The organism is Methanoculleus sp. UBA291 (assembly GCF_002499755.1).
Lineage (GTDB): Archaea > Halobacteriota > Methanomicrobia > Methanomicrobiales > Methanoculleaceae > Methanoculleus > Methanoculleus palmolei.
Window position 1 is genome coordinate 1 of the sequence record NZ_DANC01000018.1, and the last position, 19,867, is coordinate 19,867.

A 19,867-nucleotide genomic window follows, 5' to 3' on the forward strand; every position below is an offset into this window, starting at 1 on the left:
TACAGCAAACTCGTTACGTTACCTACCTTTCAGAGGAGTTGGGCGGCAGAAAGGCGGTAATTGCGATCGACGAATTTCCATATTTAATTGAGCTGAACCGCGGAGTTGTATCAGTCTTTCAGAAGATCTGGGATGAACTCCTTGTAGAGAGCAATATATTCCTGATACTATGCGGCTCTTCAATGGGAATGATGGAAAACGAGGTTTTAGGTTACAAAAGCCCGCTATACGGGAGGAGAACAGGAGAATGGAATGTTTCATCGATGTCATTTAGGCATGTAAAATACTTCTATCCTGATTATGAAAAAGCCGATCTGTTCAGGGTATGGGCAATATGCGGAGGCGTACCTTTTTACCTTCAAAAACTTGACGGCTCCCTGACAGTCGAAGAGAATATAAAGGAAAAGATCCTCAAAAAAGGTGAAATCCTCTACAACGAGCCCGGAGTTCTGCTCAGAGAAGAGTTCAGGGAGCCGAAAATATATACACTCATCCTGAAATATCTCTCCCTTGGGTACAATAAACAGGGGGAATTATCTTCGGTCACCGGAATAGACAGGGGCAACCTTTCAAAATACCTTTCAGTGCTTGAAAACCTCCATTTTATTGAATATATACTCCCTCTTGGGAGAAGAAAAGGCGGAATCTATGAGATCAATGACCAGTTCTTCAGGTTCTGGTTCAGATTTGTATATCCGAACCTGTCGGATCTTGAAATGAGCCTTGTTGATGAAGTCTATTCCCGTATCTCTTCCGGGCTCAATGCCTATTACGGAAAGCAGTTTGAGCATCTGGTAATCGAACAGATAAAAACCAAGGAAATCCCCCTCCCTTTCTCATTTACTGATGTCAGGCCCTGGTGGCATAAAGAACATGAGATTGATGCAATTGTCACCAACCCGGAGAACAGGGAGATTTTATACGTGGAATGTAAATGGAAAAGTCTTGACAAAACCGGTGCCGAAAGGACCCTCTCAGGGCTTGAAAAAAAGTCATGCTATGTTCAGTGGAATAATGAATCCAGAAAGGAGTATTTTGCTCTATTTGCAAAGAAGATAGATGGAAAAGAAATTCTGCGTGAAATGGGATATAGTGTATTTGATCTTGATGATCTCTGAACAGAACTATTTTGGCAAGGTATAGGCATGATATACTCTCTCCATCGGCAGGCAGAGACAGACCGAGAAATGATTATTCCTGTTTGTATTCTTTTAAGAGTGTATACAAAGTATAATACTTCTCATACAACATTTGGATGAGAAGCCGGATAAAGAGATGTCCCTGATGACGTCAAAACAGATCCCGATCGTCGCCTCTTCATCCGGTACCGGGAGGATGACGGTGACCTCCGAATCGCCGGAGGATGGACGCGTTGGAGTCTCCGGTCCTCCCCCTCTTCATCCCGCCTCTCCCTGCGCGGGGCCGACCCGCCATCCGACCGATCGGTCGATGCCGAGCGTTTGTTCTATGGGCCGCTGGCGGTGGCAGGCCGGGGCGGACCTCCCGGACCTTGCAGGAAGGAGTTGTACCCCGGTCGGTTAGGAGCGTATCCGGCGGTTTGCGCGGGACTACTTCGGGGAGTATGCCGGGTACGCGCAGGAGTGCCTCTACTGCGCCCGGGGTCCGGCACGTCGCCCCCGGTGAGGCTCACTCCTCCTTCTTACGGACGCGCTGCCGGATGATCCAGGCTGCCGCCAGCAGGGCGAGGATACCGAGCCCGACGAGGCCGGGGATGACGATATCGCTAAGGTGGATAGGCACTCCGCAAATCGAGATAACAGGCGAGGCGATGCCGATGGCGACCTATTTTCCGGGAGGGACAAACACCCTGTCAGCAGCGATATCCCGGGGCCCGCGCATCGTCGTGTTGTAAAGATGCGCCCTCGTCTCCGGGGGCATGCTCTCCAGGAATTCAGGGCAGGTCATCTCATAGTACTCACCTACGGATGCGTTCTGCTCCAGTATCCGCTGGTATACCAATGCGTGCGATTCGTTGAAGGGGCACTCGACGGCGAGCTGCTGGCCTGCGGTCTCTTCAAAAACCAGCCCCGGCACAGAAGTAAGAACCGCCAGCAGTGCAAGGAGCAGGAGAGAGATCCGGGGACTGTGTGTCATCGACCTAGAGGTGGGCGTCCGGGATATAAGGTCGTGCCGGGACCTTTTCCAGCATCCCCGGTTTCCGGGTCTCCACTATCCATGCCTTCCCCCCGCTCACCCCCCGGTGAAACTCGCGATAAACCCGTTCTCCTTCATCCCGAGCACCTCCTCCGGCGTTCCGTCGGCCAGCACCTTCCCCTCCTCAAGGAGGCAGAGGCGGTCTGCGAGTTCGAGGACGTCGCGCAGGGCATGCGTGACGACGATGCAGGGGATGCCGGCATCCCGGATCTGGTCGCGGAGCTCCGTCCGCATCGCGCCTCGCGCCCGCATATCCACGGCCGCAAGCGGCTCGTCGAGGAGGAGGAGTTCCGGGTCGAGGATCAGCGCCCGGGCGAGGGCCACCCGCTGCCGCTGGCCTCCCGATAGCCGGCCTACGTTGACGCCGGATAGGTCGGAGAGGTTCATCGCGCGAAGGTGCTCCGCCACGGATCTGGCTATCTCCGGCTTCGGCACCTTCCTGCACCGGAGGCCGAACGCCACGTTCTCAAAGACGGTCATATGCGGGAAGAGAGCGTAGGACTGGAAGAGGTGGCCGATGTTCCGGTTCTCGGCAGGGATATCGATCCGTTGTCCGTCCGAGAAGAGCGCCCGGTCCCCGAGGGTGATCTCGCCTGCATCAGGCGTAAGGATGCCGGAGACGAGGTTCAGCACCGTGGACTTGCCCGACCCATTCTCCCCGATGAGGACGAGGGTCTCCCCCGACCGGACCGAGAGCGCGACATCGAGGGGAAAGTCCCGCAACTGCCTGATAACATGGAGAGAGAGCATCAGTACCTCCTCCGGGTGACGATCTTCACCGCGGAGATCACCGCAAACGATATCACGACGAGGATGATGGAGAGGCTGATCGCGGCGTTCATGTCTCCCTGCATGGTCGTATAAATCGCAAGCGGCATTGTCTGGGTACGGCCCTGGAAGTTCCCGGCAAACATGATCGTGGCGCCGAACTCTCCGAGCGCCCGGGCGAACGAGAGGATTGCCCCGGAGACGAGCCCGCCCCATGCAAGCGGAATGGTAATCCTGAGGGCGACAGTTCCGGGGGACGCCCCGAGGGTCCGCGCTGCATCCTCGTAGAGGCGGTCGATCGCCTCGAAGCTCGCTCTCGCCTGCCGGATGTAAAACGGCGAGGCGACAAAGACCTGGGCCGTGACCACCGCGAGGGTGGTGAAGGCGATCTGGATGCCGAAGACGTCGAGGTACTGCCCGACCACGCCCCGGCGCCCGAACGCCATCAGCAGCGCGAGGCCCGCCACCGCCGGCGGCAGGACCATGGGGAGGTCGGTGAGGGTGTCGACGAGCTCCCTCCCCGCGTAGTCCCGCCGTGCGTTCACCAGGGCAAGCGGCGTCCCGAAGAGGACGACGATCGCCGTGCTCACCGTCGCGGTGACGAGAGAGAGGGAGAGCGCATCGAGGACCACCGGTGCGGCAAGTGAACGAAAGAAAGCTTCCGGCGAGATGCGCAGGAAGAGCGAGACGACCGGCAACGTGACGAAGAGGAGGAAGATAACAAGAAGGACGGAGATGAGGAGGGCAAGCGCCGCCCTCCAGAACCGCGTCCGGCTGCCGGAGAGGAGAACCTCACGCTCAGGCAGGGATCGGGTCAAATCCATAGTCTGTCAGGATGGCGCTGCCGTCCGGACCCCGGACGAATGCTATGAACGACTCTGCTTCAGTCTTGCTCGGCGATTCCGCAAGGATGCCGAGCGGATAGGTGGCCTTGACGTTGTACTGGGCCGGGATCTCGATCCGCGTCACTTTGTCCAGGTCGTCCCTGGTGACGTCCGACTTGTAGACGATCGCCGCATCCGCCTCGCCGAGCGCCAGCTTGGGCACCACCGAACTCACCGCTGTCTCCTCGGAGATGACGTTCTGCATCACGGCTTCACGGTATGCCTCGCCGTATGCAGGGTCGGCAGCCAGTTTCTCGAGCATCTGCCGGGTGTAGTCGCCGAAAGGAACATCCTTGGTGCCGATGACGATCTTCACGCCCGACTTATTCAGGTCGGCAAGACCCGTGATCCCCGCCGGGTTATCGACCGGGACGATCAGGGCCAGATTGTTCTCGAGGAATGGGGCCACGGTGCTGTTGTCCATGAACCCCCCGTCCTGGAGGGCCTGCATGTGCTTCGTGCTTGCAGAGACAAAGATATCTACGTTCGCTCCCTGTTCGATCTGGGTGCGGAGGGTCTGCGAGCCGTCGAAGACGAAGTCGACCTTGACGTTCTCGTTCTGTGCTTCATATGCTCTCCCGATATCAGTGAAGGCCCCCGTGAGCGACGCTGCCGTAAAGACGGTCAGAGTCGTTTCCCCAGGAGCCTGCGGGGTGGTCGTACACCCCGCAACCAGGAGAGCGGCAATAATTAGAAGACTTACGGCAACAAGGGTTGCCGGAACTGACATCTTCATGCTACACCTTTCCTATAAAAGGGTTGCAGTTCCAGGTATTTAATTTAGTTTATTTTATACATTTATTAAATAAAATAGATTAACCGTTTCCTACAGTATTAAAAGGTATAGTGTCGCCGGACCTCGCCGCACAGAAAGGAGGGAACAGGCGGGCCCGAACCGGGAAAATGGCCCTCATCGGAGATCGACGCCGGGGCGAACGTGAAAACAGGGAAAATTCAGGCTTTATTTGAATGATCCTTGCAGAAATGAAGCAGGTTCTGATCAGGAACACCGTCGCTTCACTTCATCCAGGAGTTCGCGACGGACCCCCTCGATGCGCTCGTTCACCATCCGGGCGAGGGGGTCCTCGCCCATGGAATCGTAAAGCATTGGCCGGTGCGGCACCTCTTCGAGTGTCCGGGCCTTTGTCAGTTCCCCAATGACGGCCTGTGCCATGTTCGAGTACTCATCGCGATCGACCTTAGCCTTCAACCACCGGTACAGGTGGCCCGGCAGTCGCACACCCACCTGTTTGCTTGAAACGGTATCGGGGGACTCCATCTCCTATTTAGGTAGCCTGCAGAACAGTTATATCCTGTCATTTTTATTTTTCTATTGCGATACCATAGGATACCAATAGATACCATTAAACCTTCTTAGACCCGATCTAAATGCATGAGATGGAGCAAGCCGGTCAGCCTGTGCCTGCCGGAAAGCGTCCGACAGGCACAAAATGAATGGGGCTGCAGCACGACAGAGGGGAGCAACCACACCGGAAACAAGAGGGCTGATACGTGCACGTAATAACCCGTACCCAAAAGACACCGGGCTCATCGAACGCCGTCGGGGATACCGATGAGGGGACGTGCACTCCCGACCCCTTCTGCGGTTGCCAGCACCAGGACCCCGTTAACGGCAGTCGGGGAGCGCACGTCGCCCACCAGTGCCCCAGGTGCGGGTCCCCGGGAGAGTTCCACGGAACCGTCGATCTCTCCGACCGGGGCCTCTATGCCCAATACCGGTGCGCCGGGTGCGGCCACGGGTTTATGGTGAGAATGAGATGATACCTATAGATAACATTCAAGAGCATGGCATTCAGGGAAATTGACGATGAACTGTGGAGGATCGTCCAGAAGCACCTTCCTCCGACGAAGCCGCACGTCGGCCGACCCCGACGCGACCCTCGCGGGTTGTTCAACGGCATCCTCTACATCCTGACCACCGGCTGCACCTGGCGCGACATTCCGGTTAAATATGGCACGAAATCGACGATTCACCGGTATCACCTTGAATTGTGCGAGAAGGAGGTGTACCAGGCGATCTTCTTCGACCTGCTCCGTTCCGGGTATGAGATCCGGAAAACACGGAAGATCAAAAACCGGAAACTGCAGAGCGGTTTTCGTGTCGATCTCTCGCGCTGTGTGACGGATACCAACGATATCCAGGCGCAACAGGGGGATCGGCCGGTTGTAATGGCAATAAACCGGTAGACGGGAAGAACAGTCCCCCACCCGGACCATTCCGGGGGTTCGCCCCCGATCACCTCCCGGTAAACGGTGAGGTTGGCCAGGAACGTCTGCCGCAAGGTGTGCCCGGGATAAAAGCCGTTTCTCCGGGTAGACCTCCGGTGCGGCCCCGGCGACAGAAATTCTACGATAAGTATCCGATCGAGATGCACCAAGGGTTTTCGGGATCTTTTGGGACGACATCAGGAGATCTCCGAAAACGCCTTTCCGGGATGGGGACGGCCTGACAACGCAACGGCTCGGCACCTCTCCGCCGGGCGTTCTTCCGGAACAAAAAAATTTACGTCCCGATCGCCCAGCTGTTCATGTAGGTCTCCTGCTCTGGCGTCAGACGGTCGATCGAAAGACCGAGCGCGGCGAGTTTCAGCCGCGCCACCTCTTCGTCGATGGCGGAAGGGACGTCGTGAACCCCGGGAGCGAGATCGCGGCCGTGTTTTGCGATGAACTCCGCAGAGAGCGCCTGGACGGCGAAACTCAGGTCCATCACCTCGACCGGGTGGCCCATGCCCTTCGGTGTTGCAAGGTTCACGAGCCTCCCCTCGGCAAGGACATGAACGGCCATGCCGTCGAGCATGTAGGTGTCGATCCCGTCCCGGTGGACGGTGGAGTCCGCGTGGGATGCGAGCCACGCGACATCGATCTCCACGTTGAAATGGCCCGCGTTCGCAAGGATGGCCCCGTCTTTCATCTTCGGGAAGTGCTGCCCGGTGATGATGCCCGCATTCCCGGTGGTGGTGACGAAGATATCGCCGAGGGCCGCCGCCTCATTCATTGTCATGACATCGAACCCGTCCATGTGCGCTTCGAGCGCCCTCCGGGGGTCGACCTCGGTCACGATGACGCGGGCACCGAGACCCCGGGCCTTGCGTGCAAGCCCCCGGCCGCAGTAGCCGTACCCCGCGACGACGAACCGCTTTCCGGCGATGAGGACGTTCGTCGTTATCATGATGGATGCAAGTGCGCTCTCCCCGGTGCCGTGGACGTTATCGAAGAAATGCTTCATCGGGGTATCGTTGACGGCGATAACCGGGAATTCGAGCGCCCCGTCCCGTGCCATGGCGCGGAGCCGGTGGATGCCGGTCGTCGTCTCCTCGCACCCGCCGATGACCGAATCGAGAACGTCCTGCCGCTCGGTGTGGATGCGATAGATCAGGTCCATACCGTCGTCGATGGTGATCGCAGGACGGGCATCGAGCACCCGATCGATGGCCGCGTAGTATTCCTCGACGCTCGCACCCCGACGGGCATAAGAATGAACCCTATCCCGAGTGTTGAGCGCCGCCGAGACATCGTCCTGGGTCGAGAGAGGGTTGCACCCCGTGATATGCACCCCGGCACCGCCCGCCGCCAGGGTCTCGACCAGCACCGCAGTCTTTGCCTCGACATGCAGGGCCATGCCGACGGTCATGCCCGAGAACGGTTTTTCCTCGATAAACCGCTTCCGAATAGACGCAAGGACCGGCATATACTGCCGCGCCCACGCGATTTTGAGATCTCCAGATTCCATTAATTCCACCAGACCGGTATCTGTCCGGAGAGTTCTCCGGTTTGCCTGTAAGGGTATCTTTCGGGATCACTTAAAACTGAGGGGAGCGGCACAGGTTTCAGAGGAGCAGGATCGCCCGCGTGGATGTGCAACATCTATTGACAGATGTCCGCGAGGAGCATCCCCGGAATGTTCATCCGATGGATACGCTCATTGAACACGGATTTTCTCCGGATATCCCCTCGAGGGGGGGGAGGGAGGAGCATCCCCCCTCCCCGTCAGCCCCGCTCCCATTGACGATATCCAATGGAATACCACGAAGGCGCAACCGTGGTCCCGGGATAACGTCCCGCACACCGGATAGTGCGTCTGCCCGGTTCCTGCGGAACCTCGCAAGGTACACCTCGCACATACCAAACCCTCATCACCTCCCGCTCCCCAACCATTACCCATGGTTCTGACGAAGCGGATCATCCCCTGCCTGGACCTCAAGGACGGGCGGGTCGTCAAGGGCACGCACTTCGTCGGGCTGCGCGACGCGGGCGACCCCGTCGAGCTGGCCCAGCGCTACAACGAGCAGGGTGCGGACGAGGTGGTGTTCCTCGATATCACCGCCACCCGGGAGGACCGGGGCACCATCGTCGACGTCGTGCAGCGGGCGGCCGATGAACTCTTCCTCCCGCTCACCATCGGCGGAGGCATCCGGACACTTGACGACATGAAGCAGCTCCTCCGGGCGGGTGCGGACAAGGTAAGCATCAACTCAAGCGCCGTCCGGGACCCGGGACTGATCTCGCGGGGCGCCGAGCGGTTCGGCACCCAGTGCATCGTCGTCGCCGTGGACGTCCGGCGGAATTATGAAATGACGCCGGGAAAAACGCCGATCGCCCTCGCCGACGGCCGGGAGTGCTGGTACGAGGTCGTGACTCACGGCGGGAGTAGGCCGACCGGGCTTGACGCCGTCGCCTGGGCGCGAGAGGCCGAGGAACGCGGGGCCGGCGAGATCCTGCTCACCAGCATGGAGACCGACGGGACGAAGGAAGGGTTCGATATCCCGATCACCAGAGCAGTCTCGTCGGCGGTCGGGGTCCCGGTGATTGCAAGCGGCGGCGTGGGCACCCTCGAACACTTCTACGACGGGTTTACAAAAGGTAAGGCCGATGCCTGCCTCGCGGCAAGCGTCTTCCACTACGGTGAGTTCACCGTCCGCCAGGTGAAGGAGTACCTGGCGGAACGGGGTATCCCGGTACGGCTGTAAGGTCGAGCGCAAGCGCCGCCACCGGATGCTCGAGGTCGAACGCGGTTAAGACTGCCGGGTGGATCTCCCCGAACACCCCCGCAATCCTCCCGCCGACGACGATGTCCCCCCGGCGACCGTCGATGAACGCCGGGTCCGCCGACTCAACGACCGTGTAGGAAAGGGAGAGTTCCCGGCAGAGGGCATCCGCCGCTGCATACGCTTCAGAAAAATCGGCCCCGGGGTGGATGCTGACCGCAGCGACCTTCTGATACGTGACGCAGGCCTCGACCACGTCGCCCACCGCAAAGAGCCGTTGCGGGAGTTCGCGGTGCTTGTTCGCCTGGAGCATCTCCATGAGCAGCGGAAGGAGGTCGGTGCGGACCACCGTCTGCTCCTCGCTGATCGGGTGGAGCACCCGCAGGGTTCCGGGCAGGGGCTCCCGCTGCATGTTCGAATAGAGCACCCGTTCGTTCGTGAGGGTGAACGGCATCATCTCGAGGTATCCGAGACCGGTCATCACCAACCGGACGGCGGCCGCGATGGCGGTGGTCGGGTGCTCCTCTGCAATGGTTGAGGTTGCCGGGAGGACGGCATCGAAGTTTTCGAAGCCGTAGGCGATCGCCACGTCCTCAAAGATGTCCCAGTCGTGCAGAATGTCCGACCGGTAGCAGGGAACGAGGACCCGGACCCGCAGGTCTCCGTCGGGTTCGGCACCGAACCGCATCCGGCGGAGGAGCCGCGCCATCTCCTCCGCCGTGAGGGGGAGACCGAGGAGGGAGGCGCACTCCCCGACCGAGACCACCCGCTCGGCCGGCGCAAGCGAAGGGATCTCCCGCCCGTCGACGGCGACCGTCTCAATCGTCGCCCCGGCCTCGGCGAGCGCGGTGCAGATGATGTTCACCGCCGTCATCACCGCCTTTTGATCGGTGCCGGTGCAGTCGAGCAGAATGTTCTTCGTTGCCGTCGTGACCCGCGTCAGTTCCCCGTTGATGATCGGGGGGAACGAGAGAACCCGGTCGTCGGCATCGACGATCAACGGGAACCGGGCGAACCCCTCAACCAGGCGGGCGTAATCCCTGCCCTTCGGGTGGTCGGTAAGGATCTCGTCGAGGGTCATCTCCCGCTCGAAGTCCAGCGGAACGAAAGAGCGGCTCCGGGGTGAGGCGATATACCGGAAGGGCGGCGTGACCGCATCGAGGTCGTGGACGCCGATCGCCACTTTGGCCCGTCCGCGCCCGACCGCCCAGTGGAGAGCCTCCTGGAGGCTCATCAGGCTCTCGATCGCCTCTTCGTCGAGGTCGACGTTCCGGATCACCGCCGAACCCAGGCACGGCCGGATATCGGCAAGACCCGGGTCGACCGAGAAGGCGATGCCCGAGGGCCGGACGGTGTAGACCGGTAGGCCCTCCTCGATCCCGAGGAACCCGCGCATCGCCCGGGCAACGCCTTCGGGCGAGTAAAGGTCCGGCCGGTCCGGGAAGAACTCGACGTCCACGTGGTCTTCCTCAATCCGCTCGATATCGGCCCCGATCATCGGAACACGGTCGATGATCGTCTGTCGGTCGGTCCCGGTCAGCCGTTCCAGGTACCGGTAGGGTAACGTGATTACTGCCATCTCACCGCCTCCCGCCGTAGGTGGGCGTCTCCCGGACCCACTCGACGTCGCTCCGGTAGAGCTGCCGCAGGTCCCGGAGACCGAGTTTCAGCATCGCAACCCGGCTTATCCCGAGACCCCACGCGAGCACCGGGTGCTCGATCCCGAAGGGTGCGGTCACCTCCTGCCGGAAGACGCCCGCTCCCCCGAGTTCCACCCAGCCAAGCCCGTCGACGTAGACCTCGGGCTCCACGGAGGGCTCGGTGTAGGGGAAGTAGCCGGGCCGGAACCGGACCTTCTCAAAGCCCATCTTTCCGTAGAACTCCTTCAGGAACCCGAGAAGGTGGCGGAAGTTGACCCCCTCGTCCATCACGACGCCCTCGAGCTGCTCAAATTCGGCAAGGTGGGTGGGGTCGATCGCTTCCCGCCGGTAAACCCTGCCGATGCAGAACGCCTTCACCGGGGGCTTCGGGTGTCTCGCGAGATGCTGGATGGAGAGGCTCGTCGTATGGGTCCGGAGCACGCACTGCTGCGCCTTTTCCGCGCTCCAGACGCCGCCCCACCCGGTGGAAGAGGTCGCGCCGCCGAATTCGTGCATATCGCGGACGCGCTCATACCCTGCCGGGAGCGGCCAGCGCTCGCCAAGGAAGAAGGTGTCCTGCATCTCCCGCGCCGGGTGGTCCTGCGGCTGGAAGAGCGCGTCGAAGTTCCAGAACGAACTCTGCACGATCCCGCCCGCCATCTCCGTAAATCCCATATCAAAGAGGATGCGGCGCATCTCGTCAAGGAGGCGCTGGTAGGGGTGGATCTTGCCCGGGTAGACGCGCTTCGGCAATTTCCCGACGTCGTAGCGCCGGAGAGAGAGACCTTTCCACGCACCGGAGAGGATCTGGTCGCGGGTGAGCGTCCCCGTCTCTTCCTGCAGGTCAAGCCCTCCGGCGAGGAGGGCCTTCCCTCCGGGCGCCATCGAGACGATGTAGGTGACGGCCTCCTCCTCTGCGACGAGCCCGCGCCGAAGAAGATCGGCAACCCCCACGCTGTCTTCGACCGCACCGCTCTCGCCGAGCCGGGCAAACGCGGCCTCGTCGGGCCCCGGGGCGGAAGCGCCGGTCTTCTGCACGACCCCGTCCCGGATGGCGACCCAGCCCTTCTTCCGCATCCAGCCGATCCCGATCTTTGCAAGCGGGTGCCTCTGGAGGTCCCGCATAGGGATCGTCTCCCCGAAACTCTCCAGTAACTGCCGCTCGGGAAGGCCCTTCCCAAGGTAGGTCCGGCCCTCCTCCGTCGGAGTGAATCGCCGGGAAATGCGTTTTTCCACGTTCACAAGCCCCCGTTCACCGGCGAGATTCGCGTACTGCACCACCGCCTCCGGGCGGGCGCTCATCTTCTTCGCAAGAATAGTCGCGTCGGCGGACCCCGTCGGCCCCAGGGCGACCAGGAGTCTCTTCTCGTTCAGCGTCAATTCCACCGTTCACACCTCTTCCGCAAGGTGCTCGACCGCGTCCATTTTCTCCCGCAGATCCACGAGAAACGCCTGCACCCGCTCCAGCGTCTCCTTCTTGCACTGCCCGCAGGTGAGTTCGCCGCTCTCGCACCGGCGGCGTAAGTCGGCGAGTTCCACGTCGTCTTCGAGCATGTGGAAGAGGTTTAAGAGATAGACCGGACAGCGGTCGGGCTCGCCCCCAAGGCGCCGCTGTTCCTCAAGCGTCATCCGCCCCCCGGTCAACGCCGCCATAATCTTCTTCTTGAGCGACCGCTCGGACTCGTAGAACCCGATCAAACTGTCGGGTACGCTGCTCGACATCTTCCCGCCCTGAAGCCCGGGTATGAAGATGTGGTAGGTCGACGAAGGGAGGTAGAACCCGAACCCGCCGTGAGCGATCTCGATCTCCCGGACGGCGCCCTCCACCCGGTCCATCGAAAGACCGGTGACGTCCACATGGCCAGCATACTTCTTTGAGCCCGGGAACGCACGGGATACGGCCTCGAGAGCCTCTTCCGGGGCGTTCTTCGACCGAACGCTGATGTGATCGCCCCGGTCCTCGACCGTAAACATCCGGAGTTTGTAGGCCACGTCCCGGGTGAGCCGGATGTGCGGGTCCTGGTCGAGGCCGACCGGGACGACCGTCGGCGCCGGGCCCGCGTCGAGCTGCGGGAAGAGGATATCGGCAACCTGGGTGGCGACACTCACGGCGTGGGAGAGCGAGGTCTCGGGCCCGAACCCGTAGATCGCCGAGAGGTCCGAGAAGTTCACCTTCGTGGACGCCTCGAACGCCAGGTCCTTCAAGCGCTCGTTTTTGCTCTGGTAATAGGTCGTTCCCTCAAACCCGAGGGCGTAGAGGGCCTTGAGGTACTCTTTCCCGAACTCGCGGCACTTCTCCCACGAGAGGCCGCGAACCGCATGCGCCTCCCGGTCGGCAACGGCCACGTAGCCGTTCCCGCCCTGCCGGATGTGCCAGACCACCTCCTTCATGACCATCAGGTGCCCGAGGTGCGGGAGGCCTGAGGGCATGAACCCGGTCAGCACGTGAAACGGTGTGCGGTTCCGGATGGCATCGACAATCAGGCCGTAGTCCCGGTGTCCGACGACAACACCCCTGCGCATAAACGACGGTACCTCGGGAAGTCTGCGTGCGACCTCACCGATCGGCCCGATGCCGAATTCGGCAAAGAGTCGATCCACATCGATGGTCTGGTTACTCGACCACGGATTCATTTCGGACTGCATGGTCTCTGCTCACAGTTTGATTCGGGCAAATTCGACGTATCGGATATCGGTAGTGTATATGCAGGCAAACAACATCTTCTTTTTGACGCTATGCGCAAGCCTGACCGAGCGTGAGACCGCACTCATCGGCAGGGTGGTCCCGGACGGGACGGCATGGACGAGCATCTCGGAGTGAGGCTTTTTCCCGGAGTAGACACGGAAGTGATGGCCGAACTTGTATCCGGTTCTCGGGATGTAGCCCCTCCCCCGGAGGTCGGAGAAGACCCGCTCCTTTTCGCGGATCTCAACGTCCTTTTCGGCCACCGAATCGAGAAACTGCTCCGCAGTCATCGGTTCGCCGTCCCGCGTGACCGCAAGACAGTGCCGGCGCATGAGGTAGATCGACTCGACCGGGCGGAGGAGCAGCCGCCGGGAGTCAAGCCGTTTGCCGTACCAGTCCTCTTCAAGCGGCGTCCCCGGCGGCAGGTGGGCCAGCGCGTAGGTCCCGAAGAGGGAAGCCTCCACCGGCGGCATGCTGCACCCGGCCGGCTCTCCGACCCGGGGGAGGTCCTGCACACGCACCTCATAGTAGGTCAGCTCGTCCTCGTCGTCGACGACCGCGAGGAGGTACTGTTTGCGCATGTTGACCGCTGCAAGCACGTCCTGACCCAGTCGGTCGAAGTCGACGAGGTCCCGCTCGGAGAGAACCCGGATCAGGTACTGGGACCTCCCGACCCCGGGCCGGTGACCACGGCGGAAGACACGAAAATCGTGCGGACCGGGCTGAATCACGTACCCCCGCTCGCGGATGTCGCGGTAGACGAGGTACCTGCGGATAAAGTTCGGCTGACCGGCGAAGAGGCCGAGCAGGGCGTCGAAGTCAAAATCCTTTACGTCAATCTTATCTCGTTCTATGAGGTAGAGCGCCTCTTCGGGAGAGAGCCGGAGGCCGTCCCCCTCCAGCCTCCCGTAACCGCCCTGCTCATAGAGCGTGCGTCCCTCACTTCCGAGGCGCACCCAGGTTCCGTCGAATATCGCCGACACGTGCTAGAACTATTGGGAGTGCACGGACATTAAGGGATTGCCGACACGGTCCGGGGTGCCGAACCACCATGTTTTTTGCGTGCTGCACCTCACCAAGTGATGATCTTATGACGGAAAGACACCGATTCTTCTGGCAGCAGGGGATGGTCCTCGCGGCGCTGCTCCTCGCGGCGGCGCTGCCGGCAGGAGCCTTCGCCGCAAGCGAGGCCGCCCCGTCGGTCTCTTGGAACGTGACGTTCTCGCCGGAGAATAACAACAAGTTCGATGCCGTTGCACCGACCGCAGACGGCGGATATATTGCTCTCGGCTCCGCCCTTACGGAGGTCTACGGCGGCAAAGAAGACCTGCTGCTCGTAAAGACCGACGGCAACGGCACGCACGTCTGGAACCGGACATTCCCCGACATAGCGCCGGCCTCCGTCACAAAGACCGCTGACGGTGGATACATCATCGGCGCATACAACGTCTCCACGACCGGGTCGGACCAGAATATCACCTATCAGGGCAGTTCTTTCCTGATCAGGACCGACGACGCCGGGACCGAGAAGTGGCGGCAGGTCCTGTCCGGGATGATGGTCTCGTCCGTCGCAGAGACCCCTGACGGCGGGTACGCTGTCATCGGATGGCTCTGGAGCCGATCCGAATCGATAGACGACACGGCGGCAGCGATCGTGAAGACCGACGGCAACGGTACTCCCGTCTGGAACCGGACGTTCCCCGGCACCGCCGCGAATGCAGGGCTTGTGACCGCCGACGGAGGGTACGTCATCGGGGGCACGAAATCCCCCTTCAATAACGACCGGGGAGATGCCTTCCTCATCCGCCTCGACGCCGACGGCAGCACCCTCTGGCACGAGAATTACGGGGCCCCGACCATCTACGACATCAAGGAGGCTGACGACGGGCGGTTCGTCTACGCAGGCAACTACTGGTACGGCCTCGTTGACGCGAACGGGGAGGAGATCTGGCTCAAGAACATGGAGGGCCTCACCGGCTACGCCGTCGGCCTGCGGCCTTCCGGAGGCTACCTGATCGCAGGCACGGACCAGAGGAGCAGTGAGGGCTTCGCCTTCGGGACCGATGGAGACGGGGCAATTCAGTGGAACACGACGTTCCCCGCAACCGGGGTCTACGCGGCCGGCAACGCTCCCGACGGCGGTTACGTCCTTGCGGGCATCCGGTTCCTCTCGCCCGACACCAGCGCCGCCTGGCTGGTCGGCCTTGAAGAGCCGGCCGAACCCGCACCGACGACGCCGGGCTTCGGCGCAGCGGTCGCCGGGACGGCGCTTCTCCTCCTGGTCGCGGAAAGAAAGATGCGAAGGTAATCTCCCGCCCCTATTTTTGTGTGAAAAAGAGTCTTTCAGGAGTTTTTCCACCTGAGGTAAAGGAACACCCCCACCCCCACGATGAGGAGGGCAGCCAGGCCCGGGACGAGGGGCAGATCCCGGGGACCCTGCCCGGTCTCCGGCGGCGGCGGGGTGCCTTCCGCGACCACCTGCACCGCGCCGGTCCCGGGCACCTCGATAAAGAGCGCATACAGGCTGAAGTGAGAGACATTGGCCGTGACGCTCCGGGTCTCCGGGTAGACGGCGGTGGGGACATCCTCCCAGTCGTCCGCCGACCGGTTGAACCACCGTACCAGGAGTTTGTTCTGCCCGCTGCCGTTGTAGACGGCGTCCCACTGCCCTTCCGTGAAGTTGAATGCCAGGGTCGCCGCAGGCGAGAAGGCGGCCCCCTCCGGGCCGAGGGTGCAGGCATACCCGGCAAATGCATACGCACCCCCACCGGGCACCGGGGGTACGTCGGCCGGATCGAGGTCCCCGAGGGTCACCGCAAGAAGCGGTCCGCCGGCGGCATCAACCGCCCGGACCCCCTCCGCAATAGTGAGGGTCGCGATGCCGGCGGGAGAGGCGATCCGGACGATCTGATCCACGACGCCGGTCTCCCGGAGAGGCAGCTGGCCGGGCTCAGCCTCATCCGGGGGGGCGGAGGTCGGCGTCGGGGTCGCTGTTGCGGTCGGAGCCGGCGTGTTCCAGTCCGGGGCAACCCAGGCGAAACCGCCTCCTCCGCCACCCCCGCCTCCCGTTGAGGTCGCCGGCGGGGGCGGGGTTGCCGGAGCAGGACGGACGGAGATATACCCGGTCTTCACCGCGGTGCTCTTCCCGGCGGCGTTTTCTGCGGTCAGGTTGACGGTGTAGTTTCCGGCGGCCGTGTAGGTGTGCTTCGGGTTTTGAGCGGCAGATGTTGCCCCGTCCCCGAAATGCCAGAGCCAGGAGGACGGGACTCCGGCGGACGTGTCGGTGAACGCGACCGTGAGGGGGGCCGTACCGTTGGGCGGTTCGGCACGAAACCCTGCAGCAGGCGGACCCAGGACCTGGATCTGCCTGGTTTTTGTAGAACGGGCGCTGCCGTCGGAGATCGTCAGGTTGACGGCATACCTCCCGGGCTCCTTGAAGACGTGAACCGGGTTCCGTTCGGTTGAGGCGGCACCGTCGCCGAAGGCCCAGGACCACGACAGAGGCCCCCCGGTCGATGCATCGGCAAACCCGACCGCGAGCGGAGCGGGACCCGCGGTTACATTGGCGGTGGAGTCGGCAGAGAGCGGCCCGATGACCGTTATGTAGTCTTTCCGGACGGTTGTATTCTCCCCCGCGGCATTTGCAACAGTGAGAGAGACAGTGTAGGTACCGGGATTCCGGTACTGGTGAACTGGGTTCCGTTCGGCCGAAGACGCCCCGTCGCCGAAGGCCCATAACCACGCTCCGGGCCCCCCCGTCGAAGCGTCGGCAAACCGGACGGCAAGCGGCGCCCGGCCCTCGGTGACGTTTGCCGAAAACACTGCGGCTGGTCGTTCGATCACGGTAATATAGCCGCTCTTCGTCTCAACGTCGCTCCCTGCCGGGTTTTCGACCGCGAGCGAGACGGTGTAGGTGCCGGCCGCCGTGTAGGTGTGCTCCGGGTTCCGGTCGGAGGAGGTGCCGCCGTCGCCGAAACGCCAGGACCAGGCATCGATCTTGCCGGCCGAAGTATCCGTGAACCTGACTGTGAACGGCGCGGTCCCGCTCCGAACGTCGGCCGAAAACGATGCGATCGGGAGTTCGACAACGGTGATGTAGGCGGATTTTGTGATGCTCCCGCTGCCCGCCGCATTGCCGACGGTCAGACCGACGCTGTAGGTGCCGACCGCCGTGTAGGTGTGCTTCGGGTTTTGAGCGGCAGAGGTCGTCCCGTCGCCGAACTCCCAGAGCCAGGTGACGGGATTGTTCGCCGATTTGTCGGTGAACTGCACGGTGAGGGGGGCGCCGCCCGAGACCGGCGCGGCGGAGAAACCGGCGGCCGGGGGTTTTGACGGCTCTGCACGGATGAGATCGGTCTTCGCGACGGTGTCGGACCCGAACCGGTTGCTCACCGTGAGCGAGACGGTGTAGTTCCCCGGGCTCCTGTAGGTGTGCACCGGGTTCCGGTCGGTCGAAGACCCGCCGTCACCGAACTTCCACTCCCATTCCTCCGGATCGTCGTCGGACCGGTCGGTGAACCGGACGGTGAGCGGGACCGTGCCGGAGGTCCGGTCCGTCGAGAACTCCGCCTCCGGGGGAGCACCGCCGGTATAGGTGAAGGCATAGATGTCCGACCCAGAGCCGCGACCGTTCTGCCAGACAATCCGATTACCGCTGACGGCAGGGTAGAGTTGCTCGGTAGAGGAAGGAGCAAGGGACATCTGCGCCTCCACCCCCAGGGAGAGGTCGCAGAGGTAGATGTTCCACACCCCGCCACGGTTATCCTCCCAGGCAATGAGGTCACCGTCGATCACCGGGGAGACCTGCCCCGCAGGGTCGCGGGTGATCCGCGACTCCCGGCCATCCTCAAGGTCGTACATATAGATGTCGGGATTCCCCCACCCATTCCGGTAATCCTCCCAGACGATCCGATTCCCGGATATAGCCGGATATGTCTGCCGCGCACTGTCCCGGGTGATCCGCTGCTTCTCCCGGGCCTGGATATCATACGCCCAGATGTCGCCGCCCCCGGTGCTCTCCTCCCAGACGACGTACCGCTCGGAGAGCGCAGGCTTCCACTCGGTCACCGGCGAGCAGTCAAGGTAGGTCTTGCGATCGGTCTCGATGTTGTAGAGGCAGATGTCGACGCCGTCTTCCTGCGTATCGTACCAAACGACGTGGTCCCCGTAGATGACCGGCATCCGCTGGGCTTCCGGATCGTCGGTAAGCGCCTTCGTTCCCGTTGAGAAGCCAAAGAGGTAGACATCCGGGCTCATGTTCCGGTTGTCCTCCCAGACGATGTAGTCGCCCGAAACGGACGGGTATTTCTGCCCACCACCCCCGTCCGTGGCTCTCCGGCCTGTGTCGCCGGGGGTATCCGAGTAGTAGATATACTTCCCATCCCGGCCGTCCTCCCAGACGACCGTATCCCCATCGACATCAGGATGCTCCTGCGGTCCACCGGCGGTGCAAAAACGTACGAGTTCTCCCGGGGCCGCCTGCACCGCCAGAGCGGGCGAGACCAGCAGTCCAAGGACGATACAGACTATAATCAGCGTTTCACGTTCAGCCATCCTTTGATCACCACGATGAGAACGCCCCCTTCGTCCCATGCGATGGTGTTTGCATGCGCGGGAGCCGGAACAGGTCGTCTCCCGGGCATACAAACGAAATTCCCGCGGAATACCGAAGAATAGCCGGTATCCCGCCGGATAAAGGGTTCGTGAGTTGCAGGATGGCGGTATAAATATAAATCCCTTGCTATGGCCGACAGCAGGGGAGAGGGAACCTGATTATTATAAGAGGCACTGAATATTAATTAGATCGGGCGCCGCCAGGGTGTAATCGGCAGGCATACGCTCATGCACCCGCAAGTTCCCGGACCTTTGCGATATTCCCGAGATCGTCCCGCCGCTCGTCCACGGGCGTTTCGCAGATCAGGGGGAGGCCCCGGACGGCCGGATGGCGGAGGATGTGCCGGAATCCCTCCTCGCCGATGGACCCGAGCCCGATGTGCTCGTGCCGATCAAGCCCGCTCCCGAGAGCGCCTTTGCAGTCGTTGAGGTGGACGACCCGGAGGCGGGCAAGGCCGATCAGGTCCTCAAGCTCCCCGAAGACCGCATCGACTCCCTCCGCAGTCCGAAGGTCGTAGCCGGCGGCAAAAGCATGGCAGGTGTCGAAGCAGATCCCGACCCGCTCTGCCGCATCGAGCCCGTCGAGGATCCGGGAGAGGTCGGCGGCGGTCGTTCCCACGCTGTTCTTCTCCCCCGCGGTGTTCTCAAGGAGCAGCATCACGCCTCCCTCTCCGGCATCGGCGAGCGCCCGGTTGACGGCGGCGACAACCCGCTTCTGCCCCGCCTCCGCCCCGGCGCCGCGGTGGTGCCCGAGGTGGGTCACCAGGTAGGGTATCCCGAGGAGGGCGCAGCGCTGGAGTTCGCGGGTGAGCGCCGCGACCGACTTCTCATAGATCTCATCGTCGGGAGAGGCCGGGTTAGGGAGGTAAGGCATGTGGTCGACAACCGGACCGAGCCCGGATGCGCTCATCGCCGTCCTGAAAGCATCGACCGAATCAGGGTCAAGGTCCTTTGCCTTCCAGCCCCGGGGGTTCCGGGAGAAGATCTGAAACGTGTCGCAGCCCCGCTCGCGCGCTCTCTCGACCGCAAAGGCGATTGAACCGGCGATGGAGACGTGGCATCCCACCATTACCATAACCGTAACTCTCGACCCGG

The 19,867-nt window shown here is 62.0% G+C and carries 17 protein-coding genes; 5 read left to right on the forward strand and 12 right to left on the reverse strand.

Going from position 1 to position 19,867, the window contains the following annotated elements; translation table 11 throughout:
- A partial coding sequence (locus BP737_RS03750) for an ATP-binding protein (RefSeq protein ID WP_342685943.1) occupies window positions 1–1,118 on the forward strand: 1,118 nt, incomplete at its 5' end.
- Between the two features lie 685 nt (window positions 1,119–1,803).
- Here the strand turns inward: BP737_RS03750 and BP737_RS03755 are convergent.
- The 5 genes from BP737_RS03755 to BP737_RS03775 form a co-directional block, all read right to left on the reverse strand.
- Window positions 1,804–2,115 (reverse strand): hypothetical protein, encoded by a 312-nt coding sequence (locus BP737_RS03755; protein WP_292409162.1) that lies wholly within the window; start codon window positions 2,113–2,115, stop codon window positions 1,804–1,806.
- A 96-nt stretch (window positions 2,116–2,211) separates the two neighbouring features.
- Window positions 2,212–2,925 (reverse strand): sulfate/molybdate ABC transporter ATP-binding protein, encoded by a 714-nt coding sequence (locus BP737_RS03760; RefSeq protein ID WP_292409160.1) that lies wholly within the window; start codon window positions 2,923–2,925, stop codon window positions 2,212–2,214.
- Entirely contained in the window at window positions 2,925–3,767 is an 843-nt protein-coding gene (locus BP737_RS03765) for an ABC transporter permease (protein WP_292409159.1), read from the reverse strand. Before BP737_RS03765 ends, BP737_RS03760 begins: the two co-directional genes overlap by 1 nt.
- On the reverse strand, window positions 3,742–4,563 hold the full coding sequence (gene modA / locus BP737_RS03770) for a molybdate ABC transporter substrate-binding protein (protein ID WP_292409157.1): 822 nt from the start codon (window positions 4,561–4,563) through the stop codon (window positions 3,742–3,744). The genes BP737_RS03765 and modA overlap by 26 nt, the downstream gene beginning before the upstream one ends.
- Window positions 4,564–4,827: 264 nt before the next feature.
- A complete protein-coding gene (locus BP737_RS03775) occupies window positions 4,828–5,001 on the reverse strand; it encodes a hypothetical protein (protein ID WP_292409155.1) in 174 nt (57 codons plus the stop codon).
- A 338-nt stretch (window positions 5,002–5,339) separates the two neighbouring features.
- On the opposite strand from BP737_RS03775, the gene BP737_RS03780 reads away from it, so the two are divergent.
- Together BP737_RS03780 and BP737_RS03785 are read left to right on the forward strand one after the other, a co-directional pair.
- On the forward strand, window positions 5,340–5,609 hold the full coding sequence (locus BP737_RS03780; RefSeq protein ID WP_292409154.1) for a hypothetical protein: 270 nt from the start codon (window positions 5,340–5,342) through the stop codon (window positions 5,607–5,609).
- A gap of 24 nt (window positions 5,610–5,633) precedes the next feature.
- Entirely contained in the window at window positions 5,634–6,035 is a 402-nt protein-coding gene (locus tag BP737_RS03785; RefSeq protein WP_292409153.1) for a transposase, read from the forward strand.
- Between the two features lie 316 nt (window positions 6,036–6,351).
- Here the strand turns inward: BP737_RS03785 and BP737_RS03790 are convergent, their stop codons facing one another.
- Window positions 6,352–7,578 carry an adenosylhomocysteinase gene (locus BP737_RS03790; RefSeq protein ID WP_292409152.1) on the reverse strand — a complete coding sequence of 409 codons (1,227 nt, stop codon included), beginning with the start codon at window positions 7,576–7,578 and terminating at the stop codon, window positions 6,352–6,354.
- Window positions 7,579–8,008: 430 nt separating this feature from the next.
- On the opposite strand from BP737_RS03790, the gene hisF reads away from it, so the two are divergent.
- Window positions 8,009–8,815, forward strand: a complete 807-nt coding sequence (hisF, locus tag BP737_RS03795; RefSeq protein ID WP_292409151.1) for an imidazole glycerol phosphate synthase subunit HisF — start codon at window positions 8,009–8,011, stop codon at window positions 8,813–8,815.
- Here hisF and pheT read toward each other — a convergent pair.
- The 4 genes from pheT to endA are packed head-to-tail and all read right to left on the reverse strand — an operon-like array spanning window position 8,757 to window position 14,142.
- A complete protein-coding gene (gene pheT / locus BP737_RS03800) occupies window positions 8,757–10,412 on the reverse strand; it encodes a phenylalanine--tRNA ligase subunit beta (RefSeq protein WP_292409150.1) in 1,656 nt (551 codons plus the stop codon). The two genes, hisF and pheT, sit on opposite strands and share 59 nt — an antisense overlap.
- 1 nt (window position 10,413) lies before the next feature.
- Entirely contained in the window at window positions 10,414–11,859 is a 1,446-nt protein-coding gene (locus tag BP737_RS03805; RefSeq protein WP_292409149.1) for a phenylalanine--tRNA ligase subunit alpha, read from the reverse strand.
- A gap of 3 nt (window positions 11,860–11,862) precedes the next feature.
- Window positions 11,863–13,119, reverse strand: coding sequence for a tryptophan--tRNA ligase (locus BP737_RS03810; protein WP_292409148.1), 1,257 nt, complete (start codon window positions 13,117–13,119; stop codon window positions 11,863–11,865).
- 9 nt (window positions 13,120–13,128) lie between these two features.
- Window positions 13,129–14,142, reverse strand: coding sequence for a tRNA-intron lyase (endA, locus tag BP737_RS03815; protein WP_292409147.1), 1,014 nt, complete (start codon window positions 14,140–14,142; stop codon window positions 13,129–13,131).
- A gap of 107 nt (window positions 14,143–14,249) precedes the next feature.
- Here endA and BP737_RS03820 point away from each other — a divergent pair, with 107 nt between their 5' ends.
- Window positions 14,250–15,467, forward strand: a complete 1,218-nt coding sequence (locus BP737_RS03820; RefSeq protein ID WP_292409146.1) for a hypothetical protein — start codon at window positions 14,250–14,252, stop codon at window positions 15,465–15,467.
- Window positions 15,468–15,502: 35 nt separating this feature from the next.
- On the opposite strand, the gene BP737_RS03825 is transcribed toward BP737_RS03820, so the two are convergent.
- Both BP737_RS03825 and BP737_RS03830 read right to left on the reverse strand, forming a co-directional pair.
- Window positions 15,503–18,712, reverse strand: coding sequence for a PKD domain-containing protein (locus tag BP737_RS03825; RefSeq protein WP_342685944.1), 3,210 nt, complete (start codon window positions 18,710–18,712; stop codon window positions 15,503–15,505).
- A gap of 286 nt (window positions 18,713–18,998) precedes the next feature.
- Window positions 18,999–19,847, reverse strand: coding sequence for a deoxyribonuclease IV (locus BP737_RS03830; RefSeq protein WP_292409142.1), 849 nt, complete (start codon window positions 19,845–19,847; stop codon window positions 18,999–19,001).
- Window positions 19,848–19,867: the final 20 nt, after the last annotated feature.

Coding starts and splice junctions, on each gene's coding strand:
- hisF (WP_292409151.1), top strand. CDS start 8,009: ATGGTTCTGACGAAGCGGATCATCCCCTGCCTGGACCTCAAGGACGGG.
- BP737_RS03830 (WP_292409142.1), bottom strand. CDS start 19,847: ATGGTAATGGTGGGATGCCACGTCTCCATCGCCGGTTCAATCGCCTTT.
- BP737_RS03825 (WP_342685944.1), bottom strand. CDS start 18,712: ATGGCTGAACGTGAAACGCTGATTATAGTCTGTATCGTCCTTGGACTG.
- BP737_RS03785 (WP_292409153.1), top strand. CDS start 5,634: ATGGCATTCAGGGAAATTGACGATGAACTGTGGAGGATCGTCCAGAAG.
- BP737_RS03775 (WP_292409155.1), bottom strand. CDS start 5,001: ATGGCACAGGCCGTCATTGGGGAACTGACAAAGGCCCGGACACTCGAA.
- BP737_RS03765 (WP_292409159.1), bottom strand. CDS start 3,767: ATGGATTTGACCCGATCCCTGCCTGAGCGTGAGGTTCTCCTCTCCGGC.
- BP737_RS03760 (WP_292409160.1), bottom strand. CDS start 2,925: ATGCTCTCTCTCCATGTTATCAGGCAGTTGCGGGACTTTCCCCTCGAT.
- BP737_RS03755 (WP_292409162.1), bottom strand. CDS start 2,115: ATGACACACAGTCCCCGGATCTCTCTCCTGCTCCTTGCACTGCTGGCG.
- BP737_RS03790 (WP_292409152.1), bottom strand. CDS start 7,578: ATGGAATCTGGAGATCTCAAAATCGCGTGGGCGCGGCAGTATATGCCG.
- pheT (WP_292409150.1), bottom strand. CDS start 10,412: ATGGCAGTAATCACGTTACCCTACCGGTACCTGGAACGGCTGACCGGG.
- BP737_RS03820 (WP_292409146.1), top strand. CDS start 14,250: ATGACGGAAAGACACCGATTCTTCTGGCAGCAGGGGATGGTCCTCGCG.
- modA (WP_292409157.1), bottom strand. CDS start 4,563: ATGAAGATGTCAGTTCCGGCAACCCTTGTTGCCGTAAGTCTTCTAATT.
- BP737_RS03810 (WP_292409148.1), bottom strand. CDS start 13,119: ATGCAGTCCGAAATGAATCCGTGGTCGAGTAACCAGACCATCGATGTG.